The 26,453-nt window shown below is 60.3% G+C and carries 27 protein-coding genes; 17 read left to right on the forward strand and 10 right to left on the reverse strand.

Annotation, left to right across the window (positions count from 1 at the left end):
- Positions 1-18: 18 nt before the first annotated feature.
- The 3 genes from PH552_RS08215 to PH552_RS08225 all read right to left on the reverse strand — a co-directional run bounded on the left by PH552_RS08215 (position 19) and on the right by PH552_RS08225 (position 3,346).
- On the reverse strand, positions 19-816 hold the full coding sequence (locus tag PH552_RS08215; RefSeq protein WP_112344830.1) for an NAD-dependent epimerase/dehydratase family protein: 798 nt from the start codon (positions 814-816) through the stop codon (positions 19-21).
- A gap of 103 nt (positions 817-919) precedes the next feature.
- Positions 920-1,759 (reverse strand): endonuclease/exonuclease/phosphatase family protein, encoded by an 840-nt coding sequence (locus PH552_RS08220; RefSeq protein ID WP_112344831.1) that lies wholly within the window; start codon positions 1,757-1,759, stop codon positions 920-922.
- A 123-nt stretch (positions 1,760-1,882) separates the two neighbouring features.
- On the reverse strand, positions 1,883-3,346 hold the full coding sequence (locus PH552_RS08225; protein ID WP_112344832.1) for a phospholipase D-like domain-containing protein: 1,464 nt from the start codon (positions 3,344-3,346) through the stop codon (positions 1,883-1,885).
- A gap of 348 nt (positions 3,347-3,694) precedes the next feature.
- Between PH552_RS08225 and PH552_RS08230 the strand changes: the two genes are divergently transcribed.
- From PH552_RS08230 to PH552_RS08250, 5 genes are all read left to right on the forward strand, one after another.
- A complete protein-coding gene (locus PH552_RS08230; protein ID WP_112345201.1) occupies positions 3,695-3,955 on the forward strand; it encodes a DUF2934 domain-containing protein in 261 nt (86 codons plus the stop codon).
- A gap of 277 nt (positions 3,956-4,232) precedes the next feature.
- Positions 4,233-4,427, forward strand: a complete 195-nt coding sequence (locus tag PH552_RS08235; protein WP_112345202.1) for a hypothetical protein — start codon at positions 4,233-4,235, stop codon at positions 4,425-4,427.
- A gap of 39 nt (positions 4,428-4,466) precedes the next feature.
- A complete protein-coding gene (locus tag PH552_RS08240) occupies positions 4,467-4,781 on the forward strand; it encodes a plasmid stabilization protein (protein ID WP_112344833.1) in 315 nt (104 codons plus the stop codon).
- A gap of 180 nt (positions 4,782-4,961) precedes the next feature.
- The gene (locus PH552_RS08245; RefSeq protein ID WP_112344834.1) at positions 4,962-5,699 is read left to right on the forward strand and encodes a glutathione S-transferase; all 738 of its coding nucleotides are present in this window, start codon (positions 4,962-4,964) and stop codon (positions 5,697-5,699) included.
- Between the two features lie 3 nt (positions 5,700-5,702).
- Positions 5,703-6,269: a methyltransferase family protein gene (locus PH552_RS08250; RefSeq protein WP_112344835.1), complete on the forward strand. Its 567-nt coding sequence runs from the start codon at positions 5,703-5,705 to the stop codon at positions 6,267-6,269.
- Positions 6,270-6,271: 2 nt separating this feature from the next.
- Here PH552_RS08250 and ligD read toward each other — a convergent pair whose 3' ends face one another.
- Positions 6,272-7,159, reverse strand: a complete 888-nt coding sequence (ligD, locus tag PH552_RS08255) for a non-homologous end-joining DNA ligase (protein ID WP_112344836.1) — start codon at positions 7,157-7,159, stop codon at positions 6,272-6,274.
- 85 nt (positions 7,160-7,244) lie between these two features.
- Positions 7,245-8,039 (reverse strand): SDR family NAD(P)-dependent oxidoreductase, encoded by a 795-nt coding sequence (locus PH552_RS08260; protein ID WP_112344837.1) that lies wholly within the window; start codon positions 8,037-8,039, stop codon positions 7,245-7,247.
- A gap of 385 nt (positions 8,040-8,424) precedes the next feature.
- Here PH552_RS08260 and PH552_RS08265 point away from each other — a divergent pair, with 385 nt between their 5' ends.
- From PH552_RS08265 to PH552_RS08300, 8 genes are all read left to right on the forward strand, one after another.
- A complete protein-coding gene (locus PH552_RS08265) occupies positions 8,425-8,820 on the forward strand; it encodes a RidA family protein (RefSeq protein WP_112344838.1) in 396 nt (131 codons plus the stop codon).
- 384 nt (positions 8,821-9,204) lie between these two features.
- Positions 9,205-10,899, forward strand: a complete 1,695-nt coding sequence (locus tag PH552_RS08270; protein ID WP_112344839.1) for an ABC transporter substrate-binding protein — start codon at positions 9,205-9,207, stop codon at positions 10,897-10,899.
- Positions 10,900-10,921: 22 nt separating this feature from the next.
- Positions 10,922-11,905 carry an ABC transporter permease gene (locus PH552_RS08275; protein ID WP_112344840.1) on the forward strand — a complete coding sequence of 328 codons (984 nt, stop codon included), beginning with the start codon at positions 10,922-10,924 and terminating at the stop codon, positions 11,903-11,905.
- On the forward strand, positions 11,902-12,804 hold the full coding sequence (locus PH552_RS08280) for an ABC transporter permease (protein ID WP_112344841.1): 903 nt from the start codon (positions 11,902-11,904) through the stop codon (positions 12,802-12,804). Before PH552_RS08275 ends, PH552_RS08280 begins: the two co-directional genes overlap by 4 nt.
- Entirely contained in the window at positions 12,801-13,616 is an 816-nt protein-coding gene (locus tag PH552_RS08285) for an ABC transporter ATP-binding protein (protein ID WP_112344842.1), read from the forward strand. Before PH552_RS08280 ends, PH552_RS08285 begins: the two co-directional genes overlap by 4 nt.
- Positions 13,613-14,539, forward strand: coding sequence for an ABC transporter ATP-binding protein (locus tag PH552_RS08290; protein WP_112344843.1), 927 nt, complete (start codon positions 13,613-13,615; stop codon positions 14,537-14,539). The genes PH552_RS08285 and PH552_RS08290 overlap by 4 nt, the downstream gene beginning before the upstream one ends.
- Positions 14,540-14,551: 12 nt before the next feature.
- Positions 14,552-15,022 (forward strand): GNAT family N-acetyltransferase, encoded by a 471-nt coding sequence (locus tag PH552_RS08295; protein WP_112344844.1) that lies wholly within the window; start codon positions 14,552-14,554, stop codon positions 15,020-15,022.
- A 27-nt stretch (positions 15,023-15,049) separates the two neighbouring features.
- Entirely contained in the window at positions 15,050-17,071 is a 2,022-nt protein-coding gene (locus PH552_RS08300; RefSeq protein ID WP_112344845.1) for a beta-N-acetylhexosaminidase, read from the forward strand.
- Between the two features lie 82 nt (positions 17,072-17,153).
- Here PH552_RS08300 and PH552_RS08305 read toward each other — a convergent pair whose 3' ends face one another.
- Positions 17,154-18,374, reverse strand: a complete 1,221-nt coding sequence (locus PH552_RS08305; protein WP_112344846.1) for an ROK family transcriptional regulator — start codon at positions 18,372-18,374, stop codon at positions 17,154-17,156.
- Positions 18,375-18,664: 290 nt separating this feature from the next.
- A complete protein-coding gene (locus PH552_RS08310) occupies positions 18,665-19,297 on the reverse strand; it encodes a lysozyme inhibitor LprI family protein (RefSeq protein WP_113250453.1) in 633 nt (210 codons plus the stop codon).
- 166 nt (positions 19,298-19,463) lie between these two features.
- On the opposite strand from PH552_RS08310, the gene PH552_RS08315 reads away from it, so the two are divergent.
- Positions 19,464-19,970 carry a hypothetical protein gene (locus PH552_RS08315; RefSeq protein ID WP_112344848.1) on the forward strand — a complete coding sequence of 169 codons (507 nt, stop codon included), beginning with the start codon at positions 19,464-19,466 and terminating at the stop codon, positions 19,968-19,970.
- A gap of 11 nt (positions 19,971-19,981) precedes the next feature.
- On the opposite strand, the gene PH552_RS08320 is transcribed toward PH552_RS08315, so the two are convergent.
- The gene (locus tag PH552_RS08320; protein WP_285165816.1) at positions 19,982-21,244 is read right to left on the reverse strand and encodes an FAD-dependent monooxygenase; all 1,263 of its coding nucleotides are present in this window, start codon (positions 21,242-21,244) and stop codon (positions 19,982-19,984) included.
- A gap of 39 nt (positions 21,245-21,283) precedes the next feature.
- Between PH552_RS08320 and PH552_RS08325 the strand changes: the two genes are divergently transcribed.
- The 3 genes from PH552_RS08325 (at position 21,284) to PH552_RS08335 (ending at position 24,601) form a co-directional block, all read left to right on the forward strand.
- Positions 21,284-21,766: a MarR family winged helix-turn-helix transcriptional regulator gene (locus PH552_RS08325; protein WP_245430471.1), complete on the forward strand. Its 483-nt coding sequence runs from the start codon at positions 21,284-21,286 to the stop codon at positions 21,764-21,766.
- A 107-nt stretch (positions 21,767-21,873) separates the two neighbouring features.
- Positions 21,874-23,478 (forward strand): diguanylate cyclase domain-containing protein, encoded by a 1,605-nt coding sequence (locus PH552_RS08330; protein ID WP_245430472.1) that lies wholly within the window; start codon positions 21,874-21,876, stop codon positions 23,476-23,478.
- Between the two features lie 160 nt (positions 23,479-23,638).
- A complete protein-coding gene (locus PH552_RS08335) occupies positions 23,639-24,601 on the forward strand; it encodes a S1C family serine protease (RefSeq protein ID WP_112344852.1) in 963 nt (320 codons plus the stop codon).
- A gap of 57 nt (positions 24,602-24,658) precedes the next feature.
- Here PH552_RS08335 and PH552_RS08340 read toward each other — a convergent pair whose 3' ends face one another.
- Both PH552_RS08340 and denD read right to left on the reverse strand, forming a co-directional pair.
- Positions 24,659-25,435 (reverse strand): SDR family oxidoreductase, encoded by a 777-nt coding sequence (locus PH552_RS08340; protein WP_113250452.1) that lies wholly within the window; start codon positions 25,433-25,435, stop codon positions 24,659-24,661.
- A complete protein-coding gene (gene denD, locus PH552_RS08345; RefSeq protein WP_112344854.1) occupies positions 25,432-26,418 on the reverse strand; it encodes a D-erythronate dehydrogenase in 987 nt (328 codons plus the stop codon). Before denD ends, PH552_RS08340 begins: the two co-directional genes overlap by 4 nt.
- Positions 26,419-26,453 lie beyond the last annotated feature (35 nt).

Below are 26,453 nucleotides of genomic sequence, written 5' to 3' on the forward strand. Positions count from 1 at the left end.
CCTGGAATTGCCTGAGGGTCAGTCTTCCGGATGGCCGGCCGAGGCGAAGCCGCCGCCCTGGTAGATGACGGTCGGATCATTGGGATCCTCCGGCGGTGCTTTCGATAGGATTTCGGCCCGCCACGGCGCTGCGCTATCGCGCGGCTTCCAGCCGAGGAAGGCAGCGTTGCTATTGTCCCACCATTGTTCGTCATTGTCGGAGGCGCCGTAGACGATCGTGTGCCCGAGCCTTGGTGCATCGAAAGCACAGCCGCAAAGGGAAAGAAAGTCCCTGACGCTGAACCAGGTGGCCAGCATGCGCGTATTGCGCGGCTCGGGGAAGCAGGAGCCAATGCGCACCGAAAGCGTCTCCTGGCCGAACTTGTCGAAGTAGAGGCTCGCGACCGCTTCGCCGAACACCTTGGAAACACCATAGAGCGAATCCGGTCGGGTCGGCACCTTGTTGTCGATCCGCTCGTCGCGGCGATAGAAGCCAATCGTGTGGTTGGAGCTCGCAAAGACGATACGCGGCCTGCCGGCGGCGCGCGCCGCCTCGTAGAGATTATAGAGGCCGACGATATTCCCCTGCAGGATCATGTCGAAAGGCTTCTCCACCGAGATGCCGCCAAGATGGATGATGCCGTCGACACCCTTGACCATGGCATCGACGCCGCCGCGATCGGAAAGGTCGCAGGCGACGAAACGCTCGTTCGGACGGAGATCGTTTATCGGCGTCAGATCGGACAATACAACGCTCTCGGCAATCTGCGGCAGAAGCGGCCGGATTGCCTGGCCAACACCGCCGGCGGCGCCGGTCAGCAACAGAGTTTTCAGCATGATTGTCTCCCGGATCGGTCATTTCGGCGGGGAGCCTATAAGATGGTCCGTCGCCCGTCATCACATATATCGGTGGGATCAACATGAAGCATGTCGATAGCGTTTAGGCAGTCTGTGAATGCGCCCGGGCGTCGAAGTCGAGCGCTTCCAGACTGACCACGGCCTTGATGGGCAGGTGATCGGAAGCCACGCGCGCCAGCGGCGAGTCATGCACCTCGACCGCCGAGATCATGCCGCGGCGGTTTGCCATGATGCGATCGAGCGCCAGAAGCGGCAGCGTCGAGGGAAAGCTCGGAACAGCGGGAGGAAGCGGGCCGAAGGCGGCCTGAAAGGTGTTGAGCGATGAGCGATCGCCCAGCCGCCACTCGTTGAGGTCGCCGAGCAAGATGGTCGGGACCTCGCCGCCATCGCTCATCAGGTCGACGATCAGGCGGGCCTGCTGCGCCCGCGACCGGTGCAGCAGGCCAAGATGCGCGGCAATGATCCTGATGCTTCCGCCACGCGCCAGTTCCAATTCGGCGATCAGGGCACCGCGCGGCTCCAGCCCCGGCAGGCTTATCTGATGCACGTCGCGCACCGTGCCCTGTTTGAAAAGAACGACATTGCCATGCCAGCCATGTGCCTTGGTAACGCCGGCGACAGGCACCGGGGTAAGCCCGGTCTCGCGTTCGAGCCGGCGCAGATCGAGGATGCCCGTGCGTTCGCCGAAACGCGTATCGGCCTCCTGCAGGCCGATGACGTCGGCATCGATTTCATGAATGACCCGGCTGGTCCTTTCCGGATCGAAGCGCCGGTCGGCGCCGACGCATTTATGGACATTATAGGAGGCGATCAGCGTGCCCTGAGGGCGATCAGGCTTGCCGACCGGCTTGGCGCGCGATTTGTTCCGGCTCTTCAGGCTTTCCAGAATGCTCGCACGGAGACTTTCTTTCTTTTTCTTCATCTATCCGTCGACCGTTCTTTGATCAGATCATGTCGGACACATGCATGGGAGTATAAGAAGCGATAATCGGCCTTGTCATGTAAAAAGGCTGCGACAGGGATAGATTGTCTATGGGCTCGACCGTCAGAGATAGGGCGAACCGAGCCAGAGAACCTTCTCGATGAGCCTGACGACGAAGGGACGTGCCCGGAGCTTTTCGAGATCGACCGGACGCGCCGTTTCCAGGATTGCGCCGATATGAGCATCGATCGTGCCGGCGAAACCGCGATCGAGCACCTCCAGATCCACTTCGAAATTGAGTCGCAGGGAGCGGGGATCGAGATTGGAGGAGCCGACATAGGCCCAGATTCCATCGATCGCCAGCAGCTTGGAATGATTGAACGGGCCTTCGGCGCGCCAGATGCGGCAATAGTTCTTCAGCATCTGGTCGAACTGCGCCGTCATGGCACGGTCGACAAGCACGAGATTGTTGGCGGTCGGCACGACAATGTCGACCTCGACGCCGCGCCGGGCTGCCGTGACCAGCGCGCTGATCAGCTCCCGATCCGGCAGGAAATACGGCGACATGATGCGGATCGATTTATGTGCAACCGACAGGGCACCGATGAGCATCTTGTGGTTGGTCTCGACGCTGCGGTCCGGGCCGGAAGCGACCACCCGCATGAAGACAGCCGCTCCCGGCTCATTGGAGGGCGCTGCAATCCGCCATTCGTTTCCGCTGAGGACCTCGCCGGTGGTAAAGCGCCAGTCCTCGGCGGCTGTATTGAAAAGATCGGCAACCGCCGGGCCTGTCACGCAGAAATGCATGTCGCGGGCGCAATGGTCATGGGCAAATTCCCGCGTGAATCCCTGGCGGATATTCATGCCGCCGGTAAAGGCGATCCGTCCGTCGATGCTCAGAATCTTGCGGTGGGTGCGCAGATTGGCGTAGGGCAGTCTGAGGCCCATGATGACATTGCCGTTGAAGACGTCGACCTCGACGCCGCCCTGACTGAGATAGCCCATGATGCTTGGCACCGAATAGCGGGCGCCGACGGCATCGATCAGCACGCGCACGCTGACGCCGCGTTTGGCGGCGGCGATCAGGGCGTCGGCGATGCGCAGGCCGATCGGGTCGCGATCGAAAATATAGGTCTCCATCAGGATGCTGCGTTCGGCGCCATCTATCGCAGCTTTCATTGCCCCGTAAGCGGCGTCGCCGCTGGTCAGCATTTCGATCGTGTTGCCGGTGCTCATCGTATAGCGGACGACGCGGTCGCCGAGCGTTTTCATCGAGCCGAAACGCTCGCCGAAAAGCCGCCGCACCCGGTCGTCCTCGGCATCGAAGCTGGAGAGTTCTCCGTTCGCATCCTTGCGAAAAAGCGCATCTCGCTGTGAACTGAGCGAGGCCCTGCGGATGCGGTTGATGCCCGCAAAAGCATAGAGCGCGGCGCCAATGATGGGCGACAGGATCACGACACCGACCCAGCCGATCGCCGCGCGAACATCCTCTTTGGTCATTGCCGCATGGATCGCGGCGGCTGCCCCCAACCCAATGGACAGGACAGCGAGAACTTGGCCCCAATGGGCATCCACCAGGTCGATCATGGCGCGAGTATATCTCTGCCCGCAAAAGCTGCAACGAGCTGGCTTGCGATTGCAGATCTTTGGCCGATTATGGTGCTAAAACTCATCCTATTAGATATTTTTAATTGAAGACAGTTGTTGGCGCCTTCATACTTAGGGTGCTTCGGCTGCTTCGCTACCGTCCCCCACGGTAACTTTGTTTCTTGTTTGAAGCGCCACTGCGTTCGGGAGCCGAGACCGAAGAAAACAAGCCTGGCATTTTTTAGGCCATGGCGTCTCGGATGCTCGGGGGAGGCGTGAAAGCCCGCGTTTCAAGAACGGGCATTGTTCATCGAAACCATGTTCAATGATGCGAACGGAGAACAGCAGATGTTGGAATCTCGGGACGAATGGATCAAGAAGCGCGCATATGCCATCTGGGAGGAGGAGGGCCATCCCTTCGGGCGCGATGTCGAACACTGGGAACGGGCGAGCGGTGAACGCATCGCGCTCGACGAAAGTGCCGCGATCGCTATCGGAGGCGAAGCAAAGCCCAAAGCCAAACGCAAGCCGACCGCCGCCGCTGCCAAGGTGGTCGCCAAGCCGACGGCAAAGAAGGCATCGAAGAAAGCCGCAGTTGCAAAGGCGTAGGGCGCGCTGGTTTTAGAGGTACGGCAAAGACCGGGGCGGTTCGATGGCAGACATCGAGCCGCCTCTCTTTTTGGGCTGTTGCAGGAGAAATATTCGCAATAATTTCGGTCATTTGGGGCCTGATCGCGAAATAGCTGTCACACAGCGATGCTACCAAGTGAAAAGGGAGCCACGCAATGAGCTGCAGCCATATCGATGATCTGGAAATGACTGGTACTACGATCGTCACAGCATACTGCCTTTTGCGTTTTGGCGGCAGTGCCGGGGGGTGATTGAGGTGACGTCCCTTCTCGTACTTGCGGCGATCTATCTTGTGGCGGCGCTGATCCTCATCCTGATCATCGACCGTTCCGTCGGCATGTTTTTCCCGGCATCAGCCAAACGCCGGGCGACGCGGCAGCACGATCGGCGCCTGTGGCCGTTTTCGGCCAATCGCAATTCTCCCGGCCAGGTATCGGAACCTTTTCCGTGACGACGTGTTGCTCTTTCTTCCATAGTAAGGAGAAAGATCATGCCACGAGGAGACAAATCGGCCTATACCGACAAGCAGAAACGCAAGGCCGAGCATATCGAGGAAGGCTATGAAGACCGCGGTGTCTCGCATGGAGAGGCGGAACGACGCGCGTGGGCGACCGTAAACAAAGAAAGCGGCGGCGGCAAAAAGTCCGGCTCGGGCCGCGGCCATGCGGAAAGTCATGAATCTTCCGAGAAGGGCGGCAAGATCGGCGGACGCGCCGCCGCAAAACGCCCGGCGTCGGAACGCTCCGCTTCCGCAAAGAAGGCGGCCGCGACACGTAAACGTCATGAACACCGAGCGCATTCATAGGCTGCGCTTGAATGCCGAATTCTGGGTTGGCGCGCATTGACCGGTGAGGTGATGTCATTTCGTCGGCTCGCGATCGTCGACACCCTTCCGTTCCGGAATATGGATTTCTGCGCGAGGCCAACCGGTGATTCACGCCGATCGTCGCTGGTAGCCTATTCAATTCTCGGGAGGGAAAGCCGAATGCCTTATGAACTCTACTATTGGGACGGCATCCAGGGACGTGGCGAATTCGTCCGGCTGGCATTGGAGCAGGCCGGCGCCGACTATATCGATATCTGCCGTGGCAAGGCGAGCGCAGGGCAGGGAATGCCGGCTATGCTGGCGATCATGGAAAATGGCGAAGGGTCCAATATCCCGTTTGCTCCGCCGTTTTTAAAGGACGGTGACGTCATCATTCCGCATGTGGCAAATATTCTGATGTATCTCGGCTTGAAATTCGGCCTTGCACCAAAGGACGAAGCACAGCGTCATGTGTTGAATGGCCTGCAATTGACGATCACCGATCTCGTTGCCGAGGTGCATGATACGCATCATCCTATAGCCATTTCGAAATATTATGAGGACCAGAAGCGAGAAGCCAAGGCTCGCGCCGCCGAATTCATCGACAATCGTATTCCGAAGTTCCTCGGATATTTCGAGCGGGTACTGCAGCAAAATCCGGACGGACCGAACCATATTTTCGGCAAGAGCCTGACCTATGTCGATCTCTCGCTGTTCCAGATCTATGAGGGGTTGCGTTATGCCTTTCCGCGCGCGACCGCACATCTGGACCGTCGCTATCCGCACTTGGCGGCACTGCATGCCGCTGTCATGAAACTGCCCAATATTGCTCGCTATCTTCAATCCGATCGCCGCATCCCCTTCAACGAGGACGGCATTTTCCGGCACTATCCGGAGCTGGATAAAGATATGGCGTGAGCGATGCTCCTCTATCAATTCATTCCCGCGTGCTGGATCATCTGGCTGCTGATCTGGTTTTTTGCGTCCTTCGGCGGCAAGAAAACCGTGCGGCAGGAAGATCCGTTGTCGCGGCTTGGCAATACCGCGCCGATCTGGATCGGCGCGTTTTTTCTGGCGGTCAATCCTTCCTGGCTGGGGCCTCTGCGGTTTCGCCTAATCCCGCAGGATCTGACGTTCTATATGATCGGTGCGGCTTTGACCTTCGTCGGGCTCCTCTTCGCGATATGGGCCCGCTACCACATCGGTCGCAATTGGAGCGGGGTGATTACCCTCAAGGAAGATCACGCACTGATCCGTTCCGGACCCTACGCTCTTGTCCGCCATCCAATCTATTCCGGGCTGATGCTCGCCATCGTCGGTTCGGCCATCGCACGCGGCGATATCGCAGCCGTCCTTGCGATCGTCGCGGTGCTTTATGCCGTTTTGCGACGCGTATCCATCGAGGAAAGCTGGATGAGTGAGACTTTCGGTTCGGCTTATGCCGACTATAAAGCGAGCACGCCGGCACTAGTCCCGTTTCTTCTATAGCGTCAGACTTTGAGCGGCGATGCCGCCGCGAAAAAATCGGCCCAGGGATCGGCGCTCGATCGGCTCAAACGCGAGGCTGCGTTGCCAATGGTGAAAGAAGCCGGGCCGATCTTGCCGTCCAACTCCTCCCAGCCGATCGGCATCGAAACCGCGGCACCCTTTCTTGCGCGCGTCGAATAAGGGGCGACCGCGGTATTGCCGCGGCCGTTGCGCAGGTAGTCCACGAAGATGTGGCCGGTCCGCTTCGCCTTGCTGGCGACCGACAAATATGTCTGCGGGCTATCGGCGCTCATGGAATGCGCCATCGTCTCGGCTGCCTCCTTGACCTGCTGCCAGTTTGCTTGTGGTGTAAGGGATGCGACGACGTGTAGGCCTTTGCCGCCCGAGGTCTTGATGAATGAGGTCAATCCCTGGGCGGAAAAGCGTTCCCTTATTTCCTTCGCCGCAGCGGTGACCTTGCCCCAGGTGACGTCTTCGCCCGGGTCGAGATCCATGATGATCATGTCGGGCTTTTCCCAGTGACGGATGGTCGTGCCCCAGGGATGTATTTCCAGCGCCGCCGACTGAACGAGGGCAGCCAGTCCGTCGAAGTCTTCGATCTTCAAAAGCTTTGCCGCATCCTTGTCTTCAGGATCGGCAATCTCCTCGATATGCGGATTGATGCCCTTCCAGGCATGTTTCTGGAAAAACTTCGGCCCATCGATGCCGTCGGGGCAGCGCAGGAGGGCGAGGGGGCGATTGGTGACGAAGGGTTGCATCCGCTGCCAGGCAAGCGCGTAGTAATCGAGGAGATCCTGCTTGCTGACACCGTCATCGGGCCAGTAAACCCGCTCCGGATGCGTCAGTTCCACCGAGGTCTTGATGTTGTTCTGAATGGGCGTCTTTGCCATCTCGCGCGCGCTCCATTTTCTGCGACGGATGGGCCGCAGCGCCGGATAAGACTAGCATTGTCCGGCGCATGAAGTCGATTGGCTGTTACGGCATGAGTTGGCCGCCATTGACCTCGACGACCTGGCCGGTGATATAGCCGGACAGCGTTGCCGAGGCGAGGAAGAGATAGGCGCCGACACAATCCTCCGGCGTACCGACGAAACCCATGGGGATCGTCTTGCGTTGAATTTCCATCTGTTCGTCGTTGGTGTAGCGCTCGTGGAAGGGCGTCGCGATCACGCCAGGTGCGACCGCATTGACCCGGATCTTGTCGTTGACGAATTCCTTGGCATGGCCGTGGGTGATCGTCGAGACAAACCCCTTGGAGGCTGCATAGAGGATCGCGCCGTTGCCGCCGCCGTTGCGCGCGGCAATCGAGGTCGTGTTGATCACGAAGCCGCCCTGTTGCTTGAGGTATGGGTGGGCCGCGCGGGTCGCCGCGAGCACGGAGCGGGCGTTGAGGTTCATCACCCGGTCGTAATGTTCATCGGTCATGTCGACGGTGGGAAGCCGCCCCAGCATGCCGCCGGCATTGTTGACCAGCCCATCGAGGCCGCCCAGCGCTTCGGCCGCGTCCGTGACGACGCGTTCGGTCTCGCCGCCTTGCGAGACGTCACCCTGGATCAGATGAACCACGCCGCCGCTGGCCTCGATGTCTGCCGCCAGCTTTTCCGCCGGTTCGCGGCTGGCATTGAAATGAAGGCCGACCTTCATCCCCTGCGCGGCAAAGGCCCGTGCGACGGCAGCGCCGATGCCGGTCGAAGCCCCTGTTATCAACACCCGTTTTCCGGCTAGATCTGGGATGCGGATGGACGCAAGCAATTGCGCGAGTTCTGCCATGACAACTCCTCCTCAATGTCAATCAATCATATGACGAAATATGCCCTGTCTTATCAGGCGGAAGGGAGGAAAGGCAATCGGGGCAGGGCCAGACAAAAGGACGCGATATGCTCTTGGGATCGCATTTCCGCTCTGCAAACTCTCGCTTTTGCATCAAAATGGCACTCCAGGATTTTACCGTAAATTTTTGAAATTATGATCATTTCCATAAATGAAAAACTTCATTCTCTACTTTAACAAGGTGCAATCCGCGGAGATTGACACGAAACGATCTGGTCTGACAGTGCCGCGGCAGATAATGAGGGTGCTCCGGGAGTCGGCCGCTCCTTACAGTGGTGAGGCGCTGGCGGCCGCGGCTTCGACAACAAGGAGAGACCGAACAATCATGAGCAGGAACAAACTGATCCGTTTCGATGTTGCCGACAATCAGGCCGGTGGCCAGCGCCGTCCCTTCGCCAAGGCAGTCCGCGCCGGCGATTTCGTCTATGTCTCGGGCCAGGTGCCGACCATCAACGGTGAAATCGTCGTCGGCAATATCGTGACCCAGACCGAGCAGGTCATTGCCAATATCAAGGATGTTCTTGCCCTCGCCGATTGCACGCTCGAGCACGTTGTGAAGGTCAATGTCTGGCTGGACGATGCCCGCGATTTCTCGAGCTTCAACGCGGTGTTCGAGAAACATTTCATCGATCACCCGCCAGCGCGTTCCACTGTCCAGTCGCCGATGATGGTCGATGTCAAGGTCGAGATGGATGTCGTGGCTTACAATCCGCTCGACTGAGTAGAGATTGCTTTGCGATTACGATCGCAAAGGTGCGGCGACTGCATCGTCATATCCGCGAATGCCGCGGTGACGGCCGTTCGATAAATTTCTGCCGCGCCTAACTCCCGCGCTTTCGATGCCGGCTCTCTGTATGTCGGCATCAAGGTGGCGTTTCCATATCATCGGTATGCGGCATCAATGCCCTGTTCGCTCCGCCGTTGCAGACAGCGGCGAACCGCAACGATTTCCCCAATCCCAATCGCCCGATATCGCCGCCTCATCGGCGACTGCGCCCATTAGGTCCAATCCATCCCTGTTGATTTCCAATCAGCGATTGACGAGTCTCAAAACTCACGATTAAATCAATTTGATTGACTACTCGAAAACGAGAGGGAACGACAAATGGGAATGAGGAAAAGGACACTGCGCAATCTTTTAAACCGGACGCCTTGGGCGGCCGCGGCGGCACTGAGCGCCTCGCTGGTATTCGGTTCCGGCATCGCCTCGGCGGCGGAATCCGTGCTGACGATGCATATCGAGGAGCAGACCAGCTGGGTCAGCAACTTCAATCCCTTCGATCTGGCCGGTCGTCGCCAGAGCACGATGGATTTCATCTACGAACCGCTGGTCATCTTCAACGCCAATGATGGCGGCAAGCCGGTCTGGCGGCTTGCGACCAGCTACAAGTTTTCCGACGATCTGATGTCGATCACCTATGAGCTGCGTCCGGGCGTGAAATGGTCGGACGGTCAGCCGCTGACCTCGGCCGACGTGAAATACACGATCGATCTGATGCTGAAGAACCCGGCCGTCGATACCGTCGGTGTCGGCCAGACGGTCGCCTCCGTCGAAGCGCCGTCGCCAACGCAGGTGAAGATCAACCTCAAGGCTGTGAATTCCGAATTCCCCGAATCGCTGGCCGATCTCGCCGTCGTACCCGAGCATATCTGGAAAGACGTTCCCGATCCGGTCGCCTTCAAGAACGAGAAGCCCGTCGGTTCCGGCCCGATGACCGAGGTTCGCCGCTTTACGCCGCAAGTCTATGAGCAGTGCCGCAACCCGAACTACTGGGATGCCACATCGCTGCATGTCGATTGCCTGCGTCTGCCGCAGATTTCGGGTAATGACCAGATGCTGGCGCTGCTGCCGGAAGGCACCGTCGATTGGATCGGTTCGTTCCTGCCGCAGATTGACAAGACCTTCGTCGCGCTCGACCCGCAGCACAATGGTTACTGGCAGCCGCCGGCGGAAACCGTTGCTTTCGAGATGAACTTCAAATCCACGAATGCCGGTAATCTCGAGGCTTTCAAGGACCTGAACTTCCGTCATGCCTTCAGCCTGGCGATGGATCGCAAGTCGATGGTCGACATTGCCGGCTTCGGCTACCCCGTCGTCAACCTGCATGCCAGCGGCCTGCCGCCGCGCTTCGAAAGCTGGCGAAACAAGGCAGCCGAAGGCGACAAGGACGCCTTCATGGGCTTCGACACCGACAAGGCAAACAAGATCCTCGACGATGCCGGCTACAAGAAGGGTGCGGATGGTTTCCGCACCACGCCGAGCGGCAAGCCGATTACCTTCCCGATCATCGTACCGAACGGCTGGACCGACTGGATTGACGCAGTGCAGATCGCCGTCGAAGGGTTGCGCGCCGCTGGCATCAACGCCTCGGTCACCACGCCCGAATACGAGCAGTGGCGCAAGCAGCTTCTCGATGGCAGCTTCGATGTCGTCATGAACTCGCGTGCGGATAGCGCAACCCCGTTCCAGGGCTATTATCAGAGCCTGTCGACGGCCTATGCCGGCAAGCTCACCGTCGCCGCGGCACGCTATTCCAACCCGAAGCTCGATGCGCTCTTCGATCAATATCTGAAGTCGTCTTCCGATGATGATCATAAGAAGATCTTCAACGATATTCAGGTGCTGATCGCCGACGATTTCCCGGTCGTTCCCGTCTTCAACGGCCCGACCTGGTACCAATATTCGAGCAAGCGTTTCACCGGTTGGGTCACGGACAAGGATCCCGTGATGAACCCGGAAAACCACGACAACAACCGCATGCGTCTCATGCATCTGCTGCGTCTGAAGCCGGTCCAATAAGACCACAGCGAAGGAAGCAGAGATGCGTGTTTCAAGCCGGCGCCTCGGCGTCTACGCGGTGGCCCTGGCCTTCGCGATCGTCGTGAACTTCATTCTTCCCCGGCTTATGCCGGGGAGTCCCGTCGACGCCATGGTCGCGCAACTCGGGCCGCGGGCCACGCCCGCGGCCGTGGAGGCGATCAAGGCCCGTTTCGGCGAGATCGATCAGCCGATCATGATGCAGTTCTTCGACTACCTTAAAGGCCTTGCCACCTTCGACCTTGGCGTTTCGGTCAAGTATTACCCGCAGACGGTGGTCCAGGTGCTGAGCCGGGCCACTCTGTGGACCATCTTCCTGGTGGTAACGGCGATCATCTTTTCGCTGTGTGTCGGCGTCGTGCTCGGCGCCATCGCGGCCTGGAGGCGTGGCGGGCGGTTCGATACGATCGTATCGCCTTTTGCCGTCATCCTGTTTTCGATCCCGCCCGTCATTGTGGCGCTCACGACCCTGTTCGTCTTCGCCGTATCGTTGCGCTGGTTTCCTGTGGGATATGCCTATGATCCCAATCTCGATCCAGGCTTCAATTTCACCTTCTTCGGCAGCGTGTTCATGCACTCGATCCTGCCGGTGCTGACGCTGTCGCCTTTCCTGATCGGCGAGTTCCAGACCACCATGCGCTCATCCATGATCGTCGTGCTCGGCGAGGATTACGTGACGATGGGGCGGGCCAAGGGGCTGAGCAATCTCGCCGTCATGTTCGGCTATGGCGCGCGCAATGCGCTTCTGCCGGTCCTCACCAATCTTGCTCTGATGCTTGGTGCCGTTTTCGGCGGCTCGATCGTCACGGAGATCGTCTTCAACTATCCAGGTCTCGGCCTGACGCTGTTTACCGCCAGCGTGGCGCGCGACTATCCCGTCATCCAGGGGCAATTGCTGCTGATGACGCTCGCAACCCTGGGCGCCAATTTCCTCGTCGACATCATCTACGGTCTCGTCGATCCGCGATTGAGGGAGGCAGGCCGATGAGCTTCTCCTTCCGATCCATTTTCAGCCAGAAAAAGGCGCTTGTCGGCTTCGTCATCGTCGCCGCGCTATGCCTGATGGCGATCTGCGCGCCGATCATCGCGCCAGGCGAAGCAGGAGCCCGTGTCGGCCGCTCGCATCAGCCGCCATCTGTCGAGCATGTCTTCGGCACGACAAAGATGGGCCGCGATGTCTACAAGCAATTTGTCTGGGGCGCCAGAAGCTCGCTTTCCGTCGGCTTTGCCACGGGCATCGCGATCACCGTGCTCGGCACCGCCATCGGCCTCATCGCCGGCTATACCGGCGGCAAGACGGATGCGGCGCTCGATCTCGCTACAAACGCCGTGCTTGTTATCCCGAACATGCCGCTCCTCATCCTCCTCGCTTCCTTTGCGGGTACTGTCGGCCCGATAACGATCATGACCATCATTGCGCTAACGTCCTGGCCGTGGGGCGCGCGCATGACACGCTCGCAGACGATGGCCTTACGCAACCGCGATTTCGTCACCGCTGCCAAGATGATCGGCGAGCCGGCCTGGCGCATCATCTTCGTCGAGATCTTGCCAAACCTGACGCCGCTCATCGGCATCAATCTGGTCGGCAGCATCATCTATGCGATCGTCGCCCAGACCACGCTCGAATATCTCGGCTTCGGCGATCCGCTGAAGGTCACCTGGGGTACCATGCTCTATAATGCCCAGAATGCCTCGGCCATCATGGTCGGCGCCTGGTGGGATATCGGCGTGCCGGCGATCGGCATTGCGCTGACGGGGCTTGGTCTCGCGCTGATCAACTTCACTTTCGATGAAATCGCCAATCCGCAATTGCGTTCCGGCCCGGCCTTGACCCGCTGGTTCCGCCTGACGCGTGCCCGCAACCGCATGATGAGGGCCGAGCAATGAGCGACAATCTGCTTGAGATCGAACACCTCAATATCGACTATCTGCTCGACAAGGGCGATTTCCGCGCGGTGAAGGATGTATCCCTCAGTATTGGCCGGGGTGAGATCTTCGGTCTTGCCGGCGAATCCGGCTGCGGCAAGAGCACGATCGCCTATGCGATCACGCGGCTATCGAAGGCGCCGGCCTGGGTCAGCGGCGGAAGCATCCGGCTCGACGGGCAGGATCTGCTGAAGATGCCGGAAGGCGAGCTGCAGAAGATCCGCTGGAAGCGCATCGGCATGGTATTCCAGAGCGCCATGAATTCGCTCAATCCGCTGATGCGGGTGGAGGCGCAGTTCCACGACGTCCTGCATCGCCATACCGGCTGCTCACGCCAGGAATCGCGCGCCCGTGCTGAAGAGATGTTCAAGCTGGTGGGTATTCCTCCGCATCGCGTCAGCGATTATCCGCACCAGTTTTCCGGCGGCATGCGCCAGCGCATCGTCATCGCCATCTGCCTGGCGCTGCGTCCTGAACTCATCATCATGGACGAACCGACAACGGCGCTCGATGTCGTCGTGCAGCGAGAAATCCTGGAACAGGTTCTCGACCTGCAGCAGACCTATGGTTTCTCGGTGCTCTTCATCACCCATGACCTGCATCTGATGGCCCAGCTTTGCCATCGCATCGGTGTCATGCTGAAAGGCGAATTGGTCGAGGTCGGCGATGTCGCCCAGGTCAGCCAGTCGCCCGTTCACGAGTACACGCGCAAGCTCTGGAATGCCATCCCGCAGCTTCCGGCCAGCGCCCATTCTCCCGGAGTTTTCGCATGAACCCGCAGATACAGGCCGTAACTGCAGAACCCATCATCCGGCTTGATGATATCCAGCGCCACTTTGGCCCCGTGCACGCATTGAAGAGCGTTTCCTTTTCGCTATTCGCGGGAAAGGCGCTGGCATTGGTCGGCGAATCCGGCTGCGGCAAGACCACGTGCGCCCGCATTATCGCCCGGCTCGACAAGCCGACGGCCGGCAGGCTGCTGTTTCGTGGGCAGGATCGCACGGCACGAGGGTCGGGCAGGGAAGAGCGGATGTACCGCAAGGATGTCCAGATGGTCTTCCAGGATCCGTTCTCATCGCTCAACCCGGCCTTTACCATCAATCATCACATCGCAAGGCCGCTGCAATTGCACGGCCAGGACAAGCCGAAGGCCGAGCGGGACGAGGATATAGCGAAGCTGCTCGAAAGCGTTGGGCTCGATCCTTCGGTGACGCGTCAGAAGTTCCCGCACGAACTCTCCGGCGGCCAGCGTCAGCGCGTCAATATCGCCCGTGCGCTGGCGGTTTCCCCGAGCGTGCTGGTGGCGGATGAGCCGACCTCGATGCTCGATGTCTCGATCCGCAAGGACATTCTCGATCTGCTGGCGCGGGTAAAGCGCGAAAACGATCTCGCCATGCTCTACATCACCCATGATATCGCGACGGCAGCCCATGTTGCGGAGGAGATCGTGGTAATGTTTGCCGGCCAGATGGTCGAGTGGGGCGAAACCAATGCCGTGCTTGCCAATCCGAAGCACCCCTATACGCAGCTTCTGCTTTCGGCCGTGCCGGATGGCGGCCGCAGGTTTGTGACCGGCGGCAGCGCTCGCTTCCTCGAACAGGCGGAAAAGATCCGCGCGCTCAGCCGACCGGTCTCGACGGTGGTCGAGGAGGTCGGCCCCAATCATTTCATGCGTGCGCTGGTCGCATCGAATTAGGAGGAATTCCCGTTGGACTATCTGGTCAATCTATCGACCCTGCCGATCGACACGCAATCGCCCGGGCGCATGGCGAAGGCTGATGTCACCATCCGGCGCGCTCTGCCGCCGGAACTGCGTGTTATCACCGCTTGGGTGGCTGAACATTTCAGTGAGGGCTGGGCGAGCGAGACGACGGTCGCGATGAGCCGCCAACCGCCGACATGCTTCATCGCCACCCGTAATCGCGAGCTTGTCGGCTTTGCCTGCCACGAAGCGACGGCGCGCGGCTTCTTCGGTCCGACCGGCGTCGACGAAAGCGTGCGCGGCCTCGGCATTGGTCGGGCGCTGCTGTTTGCCTGCCTCAACGACCAGAAGGCGATGGGCTATGCCTATACGGTCATCGGCGATGTCGGCCCATCGGAATTCTATGAGAAGACGGTCGGCGCCATCCAGATCCCCAATTCCGCACCCGGCATTTATGCCGGCATGCTCAAGCTTTGAACGATCCTTCAGGAAGAGAGAATACTCATGTCCACACCGCGATCCCTGGCTCTGCGGCTTGAAACAACCTGGAACCCGCCGACAGACGACAAGGAATTCTCCTATGTCCTGCGGCTGAAGAACCTGTCGTTAGAGCCGCTTTCCGGCTTTTCGCTCTGCGTCAGCGGCCCTGGCCGCGTCGATCCGGCCGGCGTCGTCGAAGGTGCGACGGTCACGAAACGGCTGTCCAATTTCACCGAATTCCAGCCGCCGGAAGGCTTTGTGCTGGCCGGTGGCGAGACATGGACCATCATGGTGCACGCGCTCAGCTGGCCGTTCCGCCATTGGACTGACGGTGCGACCAGCGCCTATCTTGCACTGCCGGATGGCACGGCGGTATCGCTCGCCGCCGAGCCGACGCGCACATCGTCGAGCAATGCGCCGCTGAAGCGCGGTGCCGAAATCTATCCCGTTCCAGCCAATCCTCCCGTTCCGCTGGCGATCATTCCCTGGCCGAACCGTGTAGCCGTTTCCTCCCGCCGTCCGCTGCCGGCAGGCTTTGCGCTCAAAGCCGATACGTCGGCAGCGCAGGCGGCGGCTGCAAGCTTCACGGCTCTGGTCGAGCATCTCTTCGCAGCTGAAGGCCTCATCCGCCCCGAGGCGGAAGGCGGCACCACGGTGGTGCTGCGTCAAACGGAAGATCTTGGGCCTGAGGCCTATAGGCTGGAGTTTTCGCCTGAGACCGTCACTGTCGCGGCGAGCACCCAGACCGGCTTCGTCTATGGCCTCGTGACCATCGGCCAGATCTGGCGCGGCGCGCGCCTGCATCCGCAGGCTTTCCACTTCCCGGCGGCTGGCGAGATCGTCGACGAGCCATCCATGAGCTGGCGTGGCCTGCATCTTGACGTCTCCCGCCAGTTCTACGCGACCGCCGAAATCAAGAAGCTGATGGCGGTTCTTGCCTGGAACAAGCTCAATCGTTTCCACTGGCACCTGTCGGACGACGAATCCTGGCGCGTCGAGATCGATGCCTATCCGGCATTGACGGAGATCGGTGCATGGCGGGGCCACGGATTGCCGTTGCCGCCGCTGCTCGGCTCCAGCCCGGCCCGCACCGGCGGCTATTATACCAAGGCGGCGGTGCGCGAGATCGTCGCTTACGCCAAGGGTTTCGGTATCGAGATCCTGCCCGAGATCGACATGCCCGGTCATTGCTATGCGATGCAGCAGGCGATCCCCGAGCTTCGCGATCCGAACGAGGCCGGCAGCTATTATTCGGTGCAGGGCTTCCCGGATAATTGCATCAATCCGGCGCGCGAGAAGACCTACGAGGTCATCGAGACCATCCTTTCCGAACTGATCGAGCTCTTCCCGTTCAAGACGATCCATATCGGCGCCGATGAAGTGCCGCTCGGGGCCTGGTCCGGGTCGCCGGAGGCGCTTGCCCGTCTGCGCGAACTTGCCGGCGCCGACGTTGCGGACGCCCATGCCAAGCGTCTGAACGTCATCACCAACACCCATGGCGCCGACGATATTCACGGCTCCGGTGCTGCCATCCTGCAGGCGGAGTTCCTGGAGCGCGTCCAGGCATTCCTTGCCTCGAAAGGCTGCGTGACCGGCGGCTGGGAGGAGGCGGCGCATGGCGATAGGATCGACAAGGACAAGAGCTATCTCTGCAGCTGGCGTAACGTCGAGGTGGCGGCCGAGCTTGCGGGGCGCGGTTATGAGATCGTCGTCTGCCCGGGCCAGGTCTACTATCTCGACATGGCGATGCGTCCCGATTGGGACGAGCCGGGCGGCAGCTGGGCCGGATATTCCGATGCGGAGAAGATCTACACCTTTGATCCCGTTGGTGGTTGGACGGATGCGCAGAAGGAGAAGCTTCGCGGCATCCAGGCCTGCATCTGGTCGGAACCGATGACCGACCGCGCTGTCTTCGACCGGCTCGTCTTTCCGCGCCTGTCGGCGCTGGCGGAAACCGGCTGGACGAAGCCCTCGGCCAAATCCTGGGAGCGGTTCAAGGCGCTGGCCGGCACCATGCCCCTGCTTTACGGCCTGCATCAATTTTGACAGCTTGATGCATGGCCCTCAGGCGCGGCCCCGGCGGGTCGCGCCTGAGCAAGGTTGACTGGATATAAGTCGAATCGTTTGCCTAACCTATGACGGCGCGGTGCGTCAGTGGCTTCTGAAGGACATCGAACTGCGGATTGGTCTCGGAGAAGATCGGCAGGGCCGCTGCACCGAGAATGGCGGTATCCTTGCCGGTGGCGCCGATCATCAACCGCGGAATGCTGCGCTCTTCGGTTGGGTTGACCGGGGTGTGGAGAGGTTCGACGCTTTCGGCCAGCCCCGTCATCAGGGATGTTGGTGCACTGCCGCCAAGCACAATCGTCTGCGGATCGAAGGCCAACTCAAGAAAGTCGATCGTCTGGCGCAGCGGCTGTACCGCCTGTTCCAGCCATGCCTTTAGGCCATGGCCGTTTGCCGCGATCAGCGCATCTAGATCGTCGGGGTCCAACTCCTGTGCATTCTGGATGCCCAGACACTCGTAAGCGACAGATGGCGAGACATAGCGATCGAGACAGCCGCGCTTGCCGCAGGTGCAAAGCCTGCCATGCGGCTCGACGATGATATGGCCGATTTCGCCGGCGTTGGCGCGGCTGCCTTTGTAGAGGTGGCCATCGAGGAACATGCCGGCGCCGATACCCCCGTCACCCGCCAGAAAAAGATAGACGAAACTCCCAAGGCCGCGGGCGACGCCATAGAGCCGCTCGCCGATCGCCGCCGCCGTCGCGTCGTTTTCGACGAGGACGGGCAGCTCGATGAGCCGTTCCAGCTCGCGGGCAACCGGGAAATCCTGCCAGCCGGGCAGGTTGAGCGGGCTCAGCGATGTGACGCCGCCATCGGCATAGCGCCCCGGCAGGGCGATGCCGGCGCCAAGCAGCCGCGCACGATCGAAGGAAAAGGCCTCCTGCAATTCTCTGACGATCTCGGCAAAGATCGGCATTGCCTCCTTCGGTCCTGGCCTGTCGACGTGGCGGTCAATACGGGCACAAACCGTGCCGGAAAGATCCGTGAGCACGCCGGCCGCGCGCTGGCGGCCGAGCTCGAGGCCAATGGAATAGGCTCCCATGGGATTGATGGTGTAGGGAATGATCGGCTGGCCGCGGGCGATCCTCTGTGCCTCCATGGGGATCAGCAGGTGCGAGCGCGCGAGTTCCTCCACAATATTCGAAACCGTCTGCGTGGTCAGTGCTGTCATGCGCGCAATCGCAGCGCGCGACATCGGTCCGTTGGTGCGAATGGCCTCGATCACGACACGCCGGTTATGCGATTTGGCCTGTTCGAGATTCGTGCCTGAAATTATCTTCATGAGTGGATGGGGATTTTCTGTATCGGCGTTCGGTTGGCGTTGTTGCTTGTCACGAGCCGCCGTTGGCGTGACGGGGAAATGGCCGATTTTGCCGGTGTCTGCCCCAGCAGGTATTTTCCATTCTTTTGTCGAGCTCTTCAAGTGGCCGCGCGTTTCTGCCTGGCGACTGTGCGCCTGTCAAAGCGGGGCGGCAGCCCTTGGTCGGCGGAAAAGCGTTGGAAACGCCCCTCTGTGGCGTCGCACATCACCGCAGGCGGGGATTGCAATGCCTGCCTGCGAACCAGATCATCTCATTGTTTGCGATAGGTTCCCTGCAAGGTCACGCCCTCGGCAAGATTGCAGACACCTGTCTGTGACACGCGCCAGGTCTTTGCGTTGAGGCGCTCAAAATCGACCTTGCAGGCGTCTCTGGAAAGCTGGGTATGTTCCTTTACCAGCGGAACAACGCCGTCCATGCCATCGGCATTGACATCGCCCGCTTCGGCACCACCCGGGCCGACAGAGGTCGATGAGATCGAAATTGCGATAAGGCCGTCGACCGGTCCGAAAATCGAAAGATGGCTCTCATTGCCGTCAGTGTTGTTCGACTGGAAATCCATCGATGCGCTTCGCCCGCCCTTGGTCATCAGGAGGGAGCCGATCTGGTCATCATAGGCCTGCCGGATGCAAGCCGCATCGCCGCAGGACTGCACTTTCGTAATCCAGCGCCGCTGCCGTTCCCGGATCTTACCTCTATCGTCCTGCTTCAGGGCGGAAGCATACAGCGCGCCCATCATGTTATCCCGTGAAAGCAGCGATTTATCCTGGCAAATCATATGATCGCTCGTCGAGGCAGGCTTGGCGCAATCGATGCCGGCCGCTTCGACGGGCACTGCAAACAGCATGACGACGACCATCGCTGATGCGGATATCGAAGTCCTCATGGGCACCTCCATTCTTCGATATTTCAGCTAATTATGCCCGGGAGCGGCTTCGTAAAGGCTCTGCCTGCGCCTCAGGCAAATTCAACAGATACTGCGCCGGCGTTTGACGATCGCAGGCATCCTTCTAGTTTCAACCCTCTGGGCATGAGATCGACAGGGAGGTCATATGGCGGGCGAAACGCAACTATCCGGCAGGATCACATTCCTGATCGTCGGCTCCGTGTTTCTTGCCGTCACTATCGGGATGGGAGCCTTGGCGGTCCACCTCTACCGGACCTATGCGAACCCGACCGCTATGGCGGCATGTACGGTTTTTTCCTGGGCATTCGGCAGCATGGTCATGTCGATGATGCTCGTGCTTCTGACGTCGGGGCGGAAAACCAGAGGCAGGATCGGCACCAGGAGAGGGCAGGTCACCGTCATGCTTGGCAGCAGATCGCCCGCTTCCAGCGGCCACATTATCGGTGATGGCATCGAGGCCGAAGGCGAGGCGGGAACGCGCATCATAAGCGTGATCCCGTCTCTTTTCCTCATCGCATCTTCGCTTGGACTGGCTCTTCTCGGCCTGTTCCTCTTCGGCCGCCACCGGCTCGATCTGATCGGATCCGGAATGTTCATCGCCGTGGTGTTCTACATCGCGAATTGGAGCAGGCTGGCCTGGCCGCGAAAATAAGTTTGGAGGCTTCAGGCGGCGTTCTTTCGATCTATGGAATGACTTACGCCCAGCGGGGCGAGATCGGCTCGATACGCAAACAATTTGCGGCCAGCCCTGACGCTGATCGGAATAAAGAGAGGCAGAAGCAGATCCCTCAGAAACAGGCTAAACCGATTGGTTTTTCGCTTCCGCGAGGCATTTCGCCGAGTAAGTTTCACCACGCGGGCAATGCGTGGGCGCCGCAGGTCTTCATAGCGGGCGAAGGCAGCGCCGTAGTCGAGTGTATCGGCGAGGCAGGCGGACAGGACAAGGGCATCTTCTATAGCCATCGATGCGCCTTGGCCGGCATGCGGGCCGATCGCATGGGCAGCATCGCCGAGCAGCGCCACGCGCCCGTTGGACCAGACAGGAAGCTGCGGCACATCGAAGATGGGATAGCTGCGCCCGATCCCGCCGACCGCACGCAGGATCGACATGGTGGGTTCCGGATCGTCCGCATGCATCTGGCGAACATGGGCAGCCAGCGCCTCTGGCTCCAATGTGCGTAGTGCATCGGACGCGTCGGCGGGGAAGGAATCGAACCAGTAAACCGGATGGGACGCCGTCTTGATATAGCCGAAGAAGGCCTTCTCTCCGAAGGTCATACGCATTATGCCATCCGTATCCGGTACATCCGCGTCGACGATCCCTCCGGTGCCGATCAGCCCCGTAAACTGCGGCAGGGGGTAATCTGGGAATATTTGCGCGCGGACGGAGGATCGCAATCCGTCGCAGGCCACCAGCAGATCGACGGCGATAGCGTTACTTTCGGAGAAGGCGAGAGTCACGGCATGCGCGTGATTGTTGACCCTGGTCACGCGACGGCCAAACTGCACGATGATGCCATCCGCCAGGCACTTCTCGATCAGAATATTCGCCAGAGCGCCGCGCCTGATCGTCACGGCGGGCGCGCCGAAGGTTGCAAGGTGATCGTTTTGATCCACGAGCGCGAGCCGTTTGCCTCGCGCATTGCAAAGCTCGATGGCGCAGGTCTCCAATCCGTGGCGCAATACCTCCTCGTAGCAGCCCACCGCCCGAAGCCCGTTCAGTCCGTTCGGGGCGAGCGTCAGAAATTCTCCTTCCGACAAGGCGGCTTCCTTTGAGCGGGCTTCGAACAATATCGGACGAAAGCCTAGCTTTGCCAGCCGGAGTGCAAGCACCAGCCCGCCAACGCCGGCGCCGCATATGCCAATCAACGTTTCCGGATGCATTGCCTGATTGCCAGTTGCGGCATGCTCGCCGATGGGGCACATTGGTTCTCGCTTCTAATAGTTTGATAAATGAATTATTTGATGATAGAACAAAAATCAAATGAAGACGAGCAGCATCTCGCCGAAGCCATCGGGTTTGCCTGCATGCGCTGGCAGGAGGCGACTGAAAGCTTTGACGAGGCCTTCGGCAAGTTGCATGGGCTCAACAGCGCCGAGCGACGCTGTCTCAGCGCGATCATGCGCGCACCGCAACCCGCAAACGCCGTCGCCAAGGCCATCGGCCTTGCGCCGCCATCGGTGACGGCGCTGATCGACCGCCTTTCGGCACGCGACCTTGTCCATCGCATTCCCGATCCGAACGATCGACGTCGTGTGCTGGTCGCCCCTTCCGAGAAAGCAATCAGGCTGGGGAAGGAGGGCTATGGCCCGATCCAGGAGGCCGGCATGCGGATGCTGAAGCAGTTTTCCGCCGCGGAAAAGCAGGTGGTCCTGCGGTTCATCACGCAGGCCATCGAGATGCAGGAGCGCGAACTTGCTCGGCTGTTGATGGACGACAAGGACTGATCTCGATCGCCGCGGATGGCGCTCCGATTCTAGACGCGCTGTGCGTCTTGCCATGGTCTACGGCATTCCTTTACCATCCGGCGTTATAATCGGGCCTGGGGATAAATTTGAAGACCCTCTGGGAGAAGATGCTGGACGCGGAAATCGTTGCATTCCTGGAAGCGTGTCCGATGGCGGCACTTGTGCTCGACGCCGTCGGCACGATCGTCTTCGCCAATGCGGGAGCCCGGGAACTCTTTGTCCTTTCAGATGCGTCCCACGAGCTATCGGTCTCGAATTTGATACCGGACTGGCCGCTGCCTGCCACTGCCTCGCAGCCACTGCTCGTGACAGGCGCCGGTCATCGACGGGACTGCCGGGTCGGCGTCATGACGTGGTCCTCGGCGTCAGGAAGATTGACGGCGGTTCTGATCGAACCGGAGAGTGAAGACCGCCATGCCGCGGTGGCGGCGAGAGAGGCCAATCTGCGCCTTCGATATGTGATCGAGATGCTGCCGGAAGCCGTGTGCGTCTTCGATGCGAATGATCGCTACGTTCTCTGGAACGAGAAATATGCCGAGCTTTATCCGGATATCGCCGATCACCTCAAGCCGGGCATCGCTTTCGAAGATATTCTGAAGATCAGCCTTGCCAGCGGCCGCATGCCCGAAGTCGTCGAAGACAGGGATATGTGGCTGAAGCAGCGCATGCGAAAATTTCGCCAGCCGGTTTCGCAGGAGGAGCAGCAGCTCAAGGATGGGCGATGGCTTCGGCATGATGATCGGCGCACGCCCGACGGCGGGGCCATCGGCATGCGGATAGACATCAGCGAGTTGAAGCAACGTGAGGAGCGGTTGCGCCAGCTTTTCGATGCCAATCCGATGCCGATGCTCCTGTGCGATGGCAGCAGTCTGCAGATCCTGCAGGTCAACCGGGCGGCGATCGACTTCTATGGCTTCGCAAAAGCGACGCTGCTCTCGCGGAGGGCGTGCGACATGCATGTCGAGAGCGAGGCGGATCGCTTTGCAGATGGGCTTCTGGAACTCGAAGGCGATTGCGAGGCGAGAACCGTCTGGCGCCAGAGAGTGGCCGATGGGACGGAACGCCACGTGCTTGTTTACGTTCGGCTGCTCCATGAAGGCCTGGACCGTCGCCTCCTCCTGACCATTGCCGATGTCAGCGATCGCATTCTCGCTGAGGCCGAAGCCAATCGCCTGGCACGGCACGACATGCTCACCGGATTGCCGAACCGGATGTGCTTCTACAAGGCCCTCGATGACGCCTTGAAGATGAACAATGGAATGGGCGTCGCCGTTTTCTGTCTTGATCTCGATGGGTTCAAGCCGGTCAACGACACTTTCGGGCATGCGGCCGGCGACGAGGTTCTCAAGATGGTGGCCGAGCGGCTGCGCGGTGCAGCCAGAGGCCACATGGTCGCGCGCTTGGGCGGCGATGAGTTTGCCATCCTGATGACCGGGGATGTGGGTGATATCGCCGATGTTGCGAAGGGTTGCATTGCAGCCTTCAAATCCTCGTTTCGCATCGAGGGTGCCATCGTCGATATCGGTATCAGCATCGGCGTTTCGGCAGCGCCGGAGAACGGCGAGAACGGAGAGGTTCTCATTCAGGAAGCAGACCGTGCCCTCTACCGAGCCAAAGCCAACGGCCGGAACACATGGCGGACGGCGAGTAGCGACCATCGCCAACAGACCGTTTCAGGGCGTATGAGATAAGAGGCGGTTCAGTACACACGTCCATATGTGGCTCTTGAACTTGGCGTGATCTCTCCTCATTTCAGTATCTACTGTTTCAATCTGTCGAACCGACAGCCTCCTGCTTTCCAACAGTTGCTGCCGTTCCTCTATGCGACGCGTCCGCGTCGGGGGAGTTTTCATGGGCTTTATTGATCGCGACATTCAGCCGTCATCCGATGCCGGGCTGCTGGATGCCTATTCTCAATCGGTATCGAGCGCCGTCGATCTCGTCGGTCCGGCCGTCAGCCGTATCGAGCGATTGGGCGGCCGTGCCGGGCATGGTTCCGGTTTTGCCATTTCGCCTGACGGCCTTGTGGTGACCAATAATCATGTCGTCGACGATGCCAAAGCCGTACGTATCAAGACCCCGGAAGGGGCAACCGTCGAGGGAAGGGTGCTGGGGCGCGATCCGGATACAGACCTCGCGCTCATTCGCGCCAATGACTGGCCAGGCAACTGGGCGAGACTTGGCGATTCCAAATCGCTGAAGCGCGGTCACATCGCGATCGCCATCGGCAATCCCCTCGGTTTCGAATGGACCGTCACGGCCGGCATCGTCTCGGCGCTTGGCCGCTCCATGCGCGCGGCGAGCGGTCGGCTGATGGAAGACATCATCCAGACCGATGCCGCCCTCAACCCAGGTAATTCCGGCGGTCCGCTGGTCTCGTCGGCGGGTGAGGTTATCGGCGTCAATACCGCCGTCATCCAGGGCGCGCAGAGCATCGCGTTTTCGGTCGCCTCAAACACGGCTAAGCACGTCGTATCCGAGATCCTGCGTTTCGGCCATGTCCGGCGCGCCTATATCGGCATTGCCGCCGACACGGTGGAACTGCATCGGCGGATCGCGCTGGAAGCCGGCGTCACGCATTCGACCGCCGTGCGCCTGCGTCGTGTCGAGAAGGATAGCCCGGCCGCAAAGGGCGGCTTGCAGGAGGGTGACTACCTGCTTGCCATCGACGGCCAAGCCGTCTCCGGGATCGACGATGTCGTGCGGCTGCTCGATGGCGACAAGATCGACACCGAGATCGAAGTTTTGATCTTCAGCGTCGGCGGCCTGATCGAGCGAAGGCAGGTCAAGCCTTCGGCACGGCCGGCAATCTAGCCAATACGCGAATTGGTAATGTCGGCAGCGCCGTGCTCACGACGCTGCCGATTGCTTTTATCCCCTGCCGACGAGCGGCATCTTCGTTGCCATGACGGTCATGGAAAGAACGTTGGCATCGAGCGGCAGCGTGGCCATGTAGACGACGGCGCGGGCGACATGCTCTGCCGAAATCGTCGGCTCTGCCGCGGTCTCCCCATTTGCCTGCAAGACGCCGGCGCTCATCCGTGCGGTCATGTCGGTGGCGGCATTGCCGATATCGATCTGGCCGCAGGCGATATCGAAGGGACGGCCGTCGAGCGCCGTCGATTTTGTAAGGCCTGTAATGGCGTGTTTCGTGGCCGTATAGGGTGCGGAATGCGGCCGTGGCGTCGTTGCCGAGATCGAGCCGTTATTGATGATACGACCGCCTTGCGGCGTCTGGGCTTTCATCAGACGGAAAGCCTGCTGCGTGCAGAGGAACGCGCCGGTCAGGTTTGCGCCGACAATAGCATTCCATTGCTCGAAACTCAGTTCCTCCATCGGCACGGCCGGCAGGCCCATGCCCGCATTGTTGACCAGAAGGTCGAGGCGGCCATAGCGACCTGCAATGGTGTCGAAAAGGCTGCGGACCGAATTGGGGTCGCTGACATCGGCCGCCACCGCAAGAAATTCTGCCCCTGTCTCCTTGGAGAGCTCGCGGGCGGATTTTTCGAGAACGTCCGCACGACGCCCCGAGATGACGATCTTGAAGCCGGCCGAGCCGAGTGCCTTGGCGATGGCGCGACCAATGCCGGTGCCGCCGCCGGTCACCAGTGCGATTGCGCTTTGTGCGTTCGATGACGCCTCCGTCATGCGACCCTCCCGTCCAATTCGTCTTCGATATGTGCCTGCAGGATCTCGTCGAAGCTCTGTTCGGCCTTGAAGCCGAGGTCGCTCGCGCGCTTGGCGTCGAACTGCGTCGCCCAGCCGGAAACGATGCGCTCGATCACCGGATCAGGCTGACGGCGGATCAGCGCAACCGCCTTGTCGCCGCCGACACGGCGCAGCGCATCGATCTCATCGGAAACGAGTGCAGAAAGCCCGGGCATGGTAAGATTGCGCCGCGGCCCGACCTTCGCCGTATCGAGCGTTGCCGCATGCACAAAGAAACCGACCGCCGCCCGCGGGCTTGCGAACCAGTGGCGCACCGTATCGCTGACGGGCAGAACAGCCTCTTTGCCGACCAGCGGCTCGCGCAGGATGTTGGAAAAGAAGCCGGAGGCCGCCTTGTTCGGAGTGCCGGGGCGAACGCAGATGGTCGGTAGTCGGATGCCGATGCCATCGAAAATGCCGCGACGCGAATAATCGGCAAGCAGGAGTTCCGCGATCGCCTTCTGCGTGCCGTAGCTCGTCAGCGGTGCGGTCAGGAATTCGTCACCGATAACCTCGGGGAAGGGGGTGCCGAACACCGCAATGGAAGAGGCGAAGATGACGCGCGGCGTATAGGCGGATTTCAGGCCTTGCTGGCGGATGGCTTCGAAGAGAGCTCGCGTGCCATCGAGATTGACGGAGTACCCCTTGTCGAAGTCGGCCTCGGCCTCGCCGGAGACGATGGCGGCGAGATGGAAGACCATATCCGGACGGTCTTCGATGAGTTTTTCCGTAACACCCGGTGTCGCAAGGTCGATCGTCAAAGCCTTGGACACGGATTGAAGCGCTTCCGGCACCGGCGGCTGGAAAGCGTCGACCAGCGTCAGGCGATCGATAGCCTTGCCGAGAATCGTCGGTTCGGCGGCGATGCGGTTGACAAGCTTGCGGCCGACCATGCCCGCGGCACCCAGGATCAAAACATGCATATCGGATTTTCCTCCCAGTAGACGAGTGTCAGTCT

It is taken from the genome of Rhizobium aureum (assembly GCF_030182495.1).
GTDB classification, from domain to species: domain Bacteria; phylum Pseudomonadota; class Alphaproteobacteria; order Rhizobiales; family Rhizobiaceae; genus Rhizobium; species Rhizobium tropici_C.

Bases quoted from the DNA above. Each gene is read 5' to 3' on its own strand.
- PH552_RS08215 (WP_112344830.1), bottom strand. From the start codon at position 816: ATGCTGAAAACTCTGTTGCTGACCGGCGCCGCCGGCGGTGTTGGCCAG.
- PH552_RS08220 (WP_112344831.1), bottom strand. From the start codon at position 1,759: ATGAAGAAAAAGAAAGAAAGTCTCCGTGCGAGCATTCTGGAAAGCCTG.
- PH552_RS08225 (WP_112344832.1), bottom strand. From the start codon at position 3,346: ATGATCGACCTGGTGGATGCCCATTGGGGCCAAGTTCTCGCTGTCCTG.
- PH552_RS08230 (WP_112345201.1), top strand. From the start codon at position 3,695: ATGTTGGAATCTCGGGACGAATGGATCAAGAAGCGCGCATATGCCATC.
- PH552_RS08240 (WP_112344833.1), top strand. From the start codon at position 4,467: ATGCCACGAGGAGACAAATCGGCCTATACCGACAAGCAGAAACGCAAG.
- PH552_RS08245 (WP_112344834.1), top strand. From the start codon at position 4,962: ATGCCTTATGAACTCTACTATTGGGACGGCATCCAGGGACGTGGCGAA.
- PH552_RS08250 (WP_112344835.1), top strand. From the start codon at position 5,703: ATGCTCCTCTATCAATTCATTCCCGCGTGCTGGATCATCTGGCTGCTG.
- ligD (WP_112344836.1), bottom strand. From the start codon at position 7,159: ATGGCAAAGACGCCCATTCAGAACAACATCAAGACCTCGGTGGAACTG.
- PH552_RS08260 (WP_112344837.1), bottom strand. From the start codon at position 8,039: ATGGCAGAACTCGCGCAATTGCTTGCGTCCATCCGCATCCCAGATCTA.
- PH552_RS08265 (WP_112344838.1), top strand. From the start codon at position 8,425: ATGAGCAGGAACAAACTGATCCGTTTCGATGTTGCCGACAATCAGGCC.
- PH552_RS08270 (WP_112344839.1), top strand. From the start codon at position 9,205: ATGGGAATGAGGAAAAGGACACTGCGCAATCTTTTAAACCGGACGCCT.
- PH552_RS08275 (WP_112344840.1), top strand. From the start codon at position 10,922: ATGCGTGTTTCAAGCCGGCGCCTCGGCGTCTACGCGGTGGCCCTGGCC.
- PH552_RS08280 (WP_112344841.1), top strand. From the start codon at position 11,902: ATGAGCTTCTCCTTCCGATCCATTTTCAGCCAGAAAAAGGCGCTTGTC.
- PH552_RS08285 (WP_112344842.1), top strand. From the start codon at position 12,801: ATGAGCGACAATCTGCTTGAGATCGAACACCTCAATATCGACTATCTG.
- PH552_RS08290 (WP_112344843.1), top strand. From the start codon at position 13,613: ATGAACCCGCAGATACAGGCCGTAACTGCAGAACCCATCATCCGGCTT.
- PH552_RS08300 (WP_112344845.1), top strand. From the start codon at position 15,050: ATGTCCACACCGCGATCCCTGGCTCTGCGGCTTGAAACAACCTGGAAC.
- PH552_RS08305 (WP_112344846.1), bottom strand. From the start codon at position 18,374: ATGAAGATAATTTCAGGCACGAATCTCGAACAGGCCAAATCGCATAAC.
- PH552_RS08310 (WP_113250453.1), bottom strand. From the start codon at position 19,297: ATGAGGACTTCGATATCCGCATCAGCGATGGTCGTCGTCATGCTGTTT.
- PH552_RS08315 (WP_112344848.1), top strand. From the start codon at position 19,464: ATGGCGGGCGAAACGCAACTATCCGGCAGGATCACATTCCTGATCGTC.
- PH552_RS08320 (WP_285165816.1), bottom strand. From the start codon at position 21,244: ATGTGCCCCATCGGCGAGCATGCCGCAACTGGCAATCAGGCAATGCAT.
- PH552_RS08325 (WP_245430471.1), top strand. From the start codon at position 21,284: ATGATAGAACAAAAATCAAATGAAGACGAGCAGCATCTCGCCGAAGCC.
- PH552_RS08335 (WP_112344852.1), top strand. From the start codon at position 23,639: ATGGGCTTTATTGATCGCGACATTCAGCCGTCATCCGATGCCGGGCTG.
- PH552_RS08340 (WP_113250452.1), bottom strand. From the start codon at position 25,435: ATGACGGAGGCGTCATCGAACGCACAAAGCGCAATCGCACTGGTGACC.
- denD (WP_112344854.1), bottom strand. From the start codon at position 26,418: ATGCATGTTTTGATCCTGGGTGCCGCGGGCATGGTCGGCCGCAAGCTT.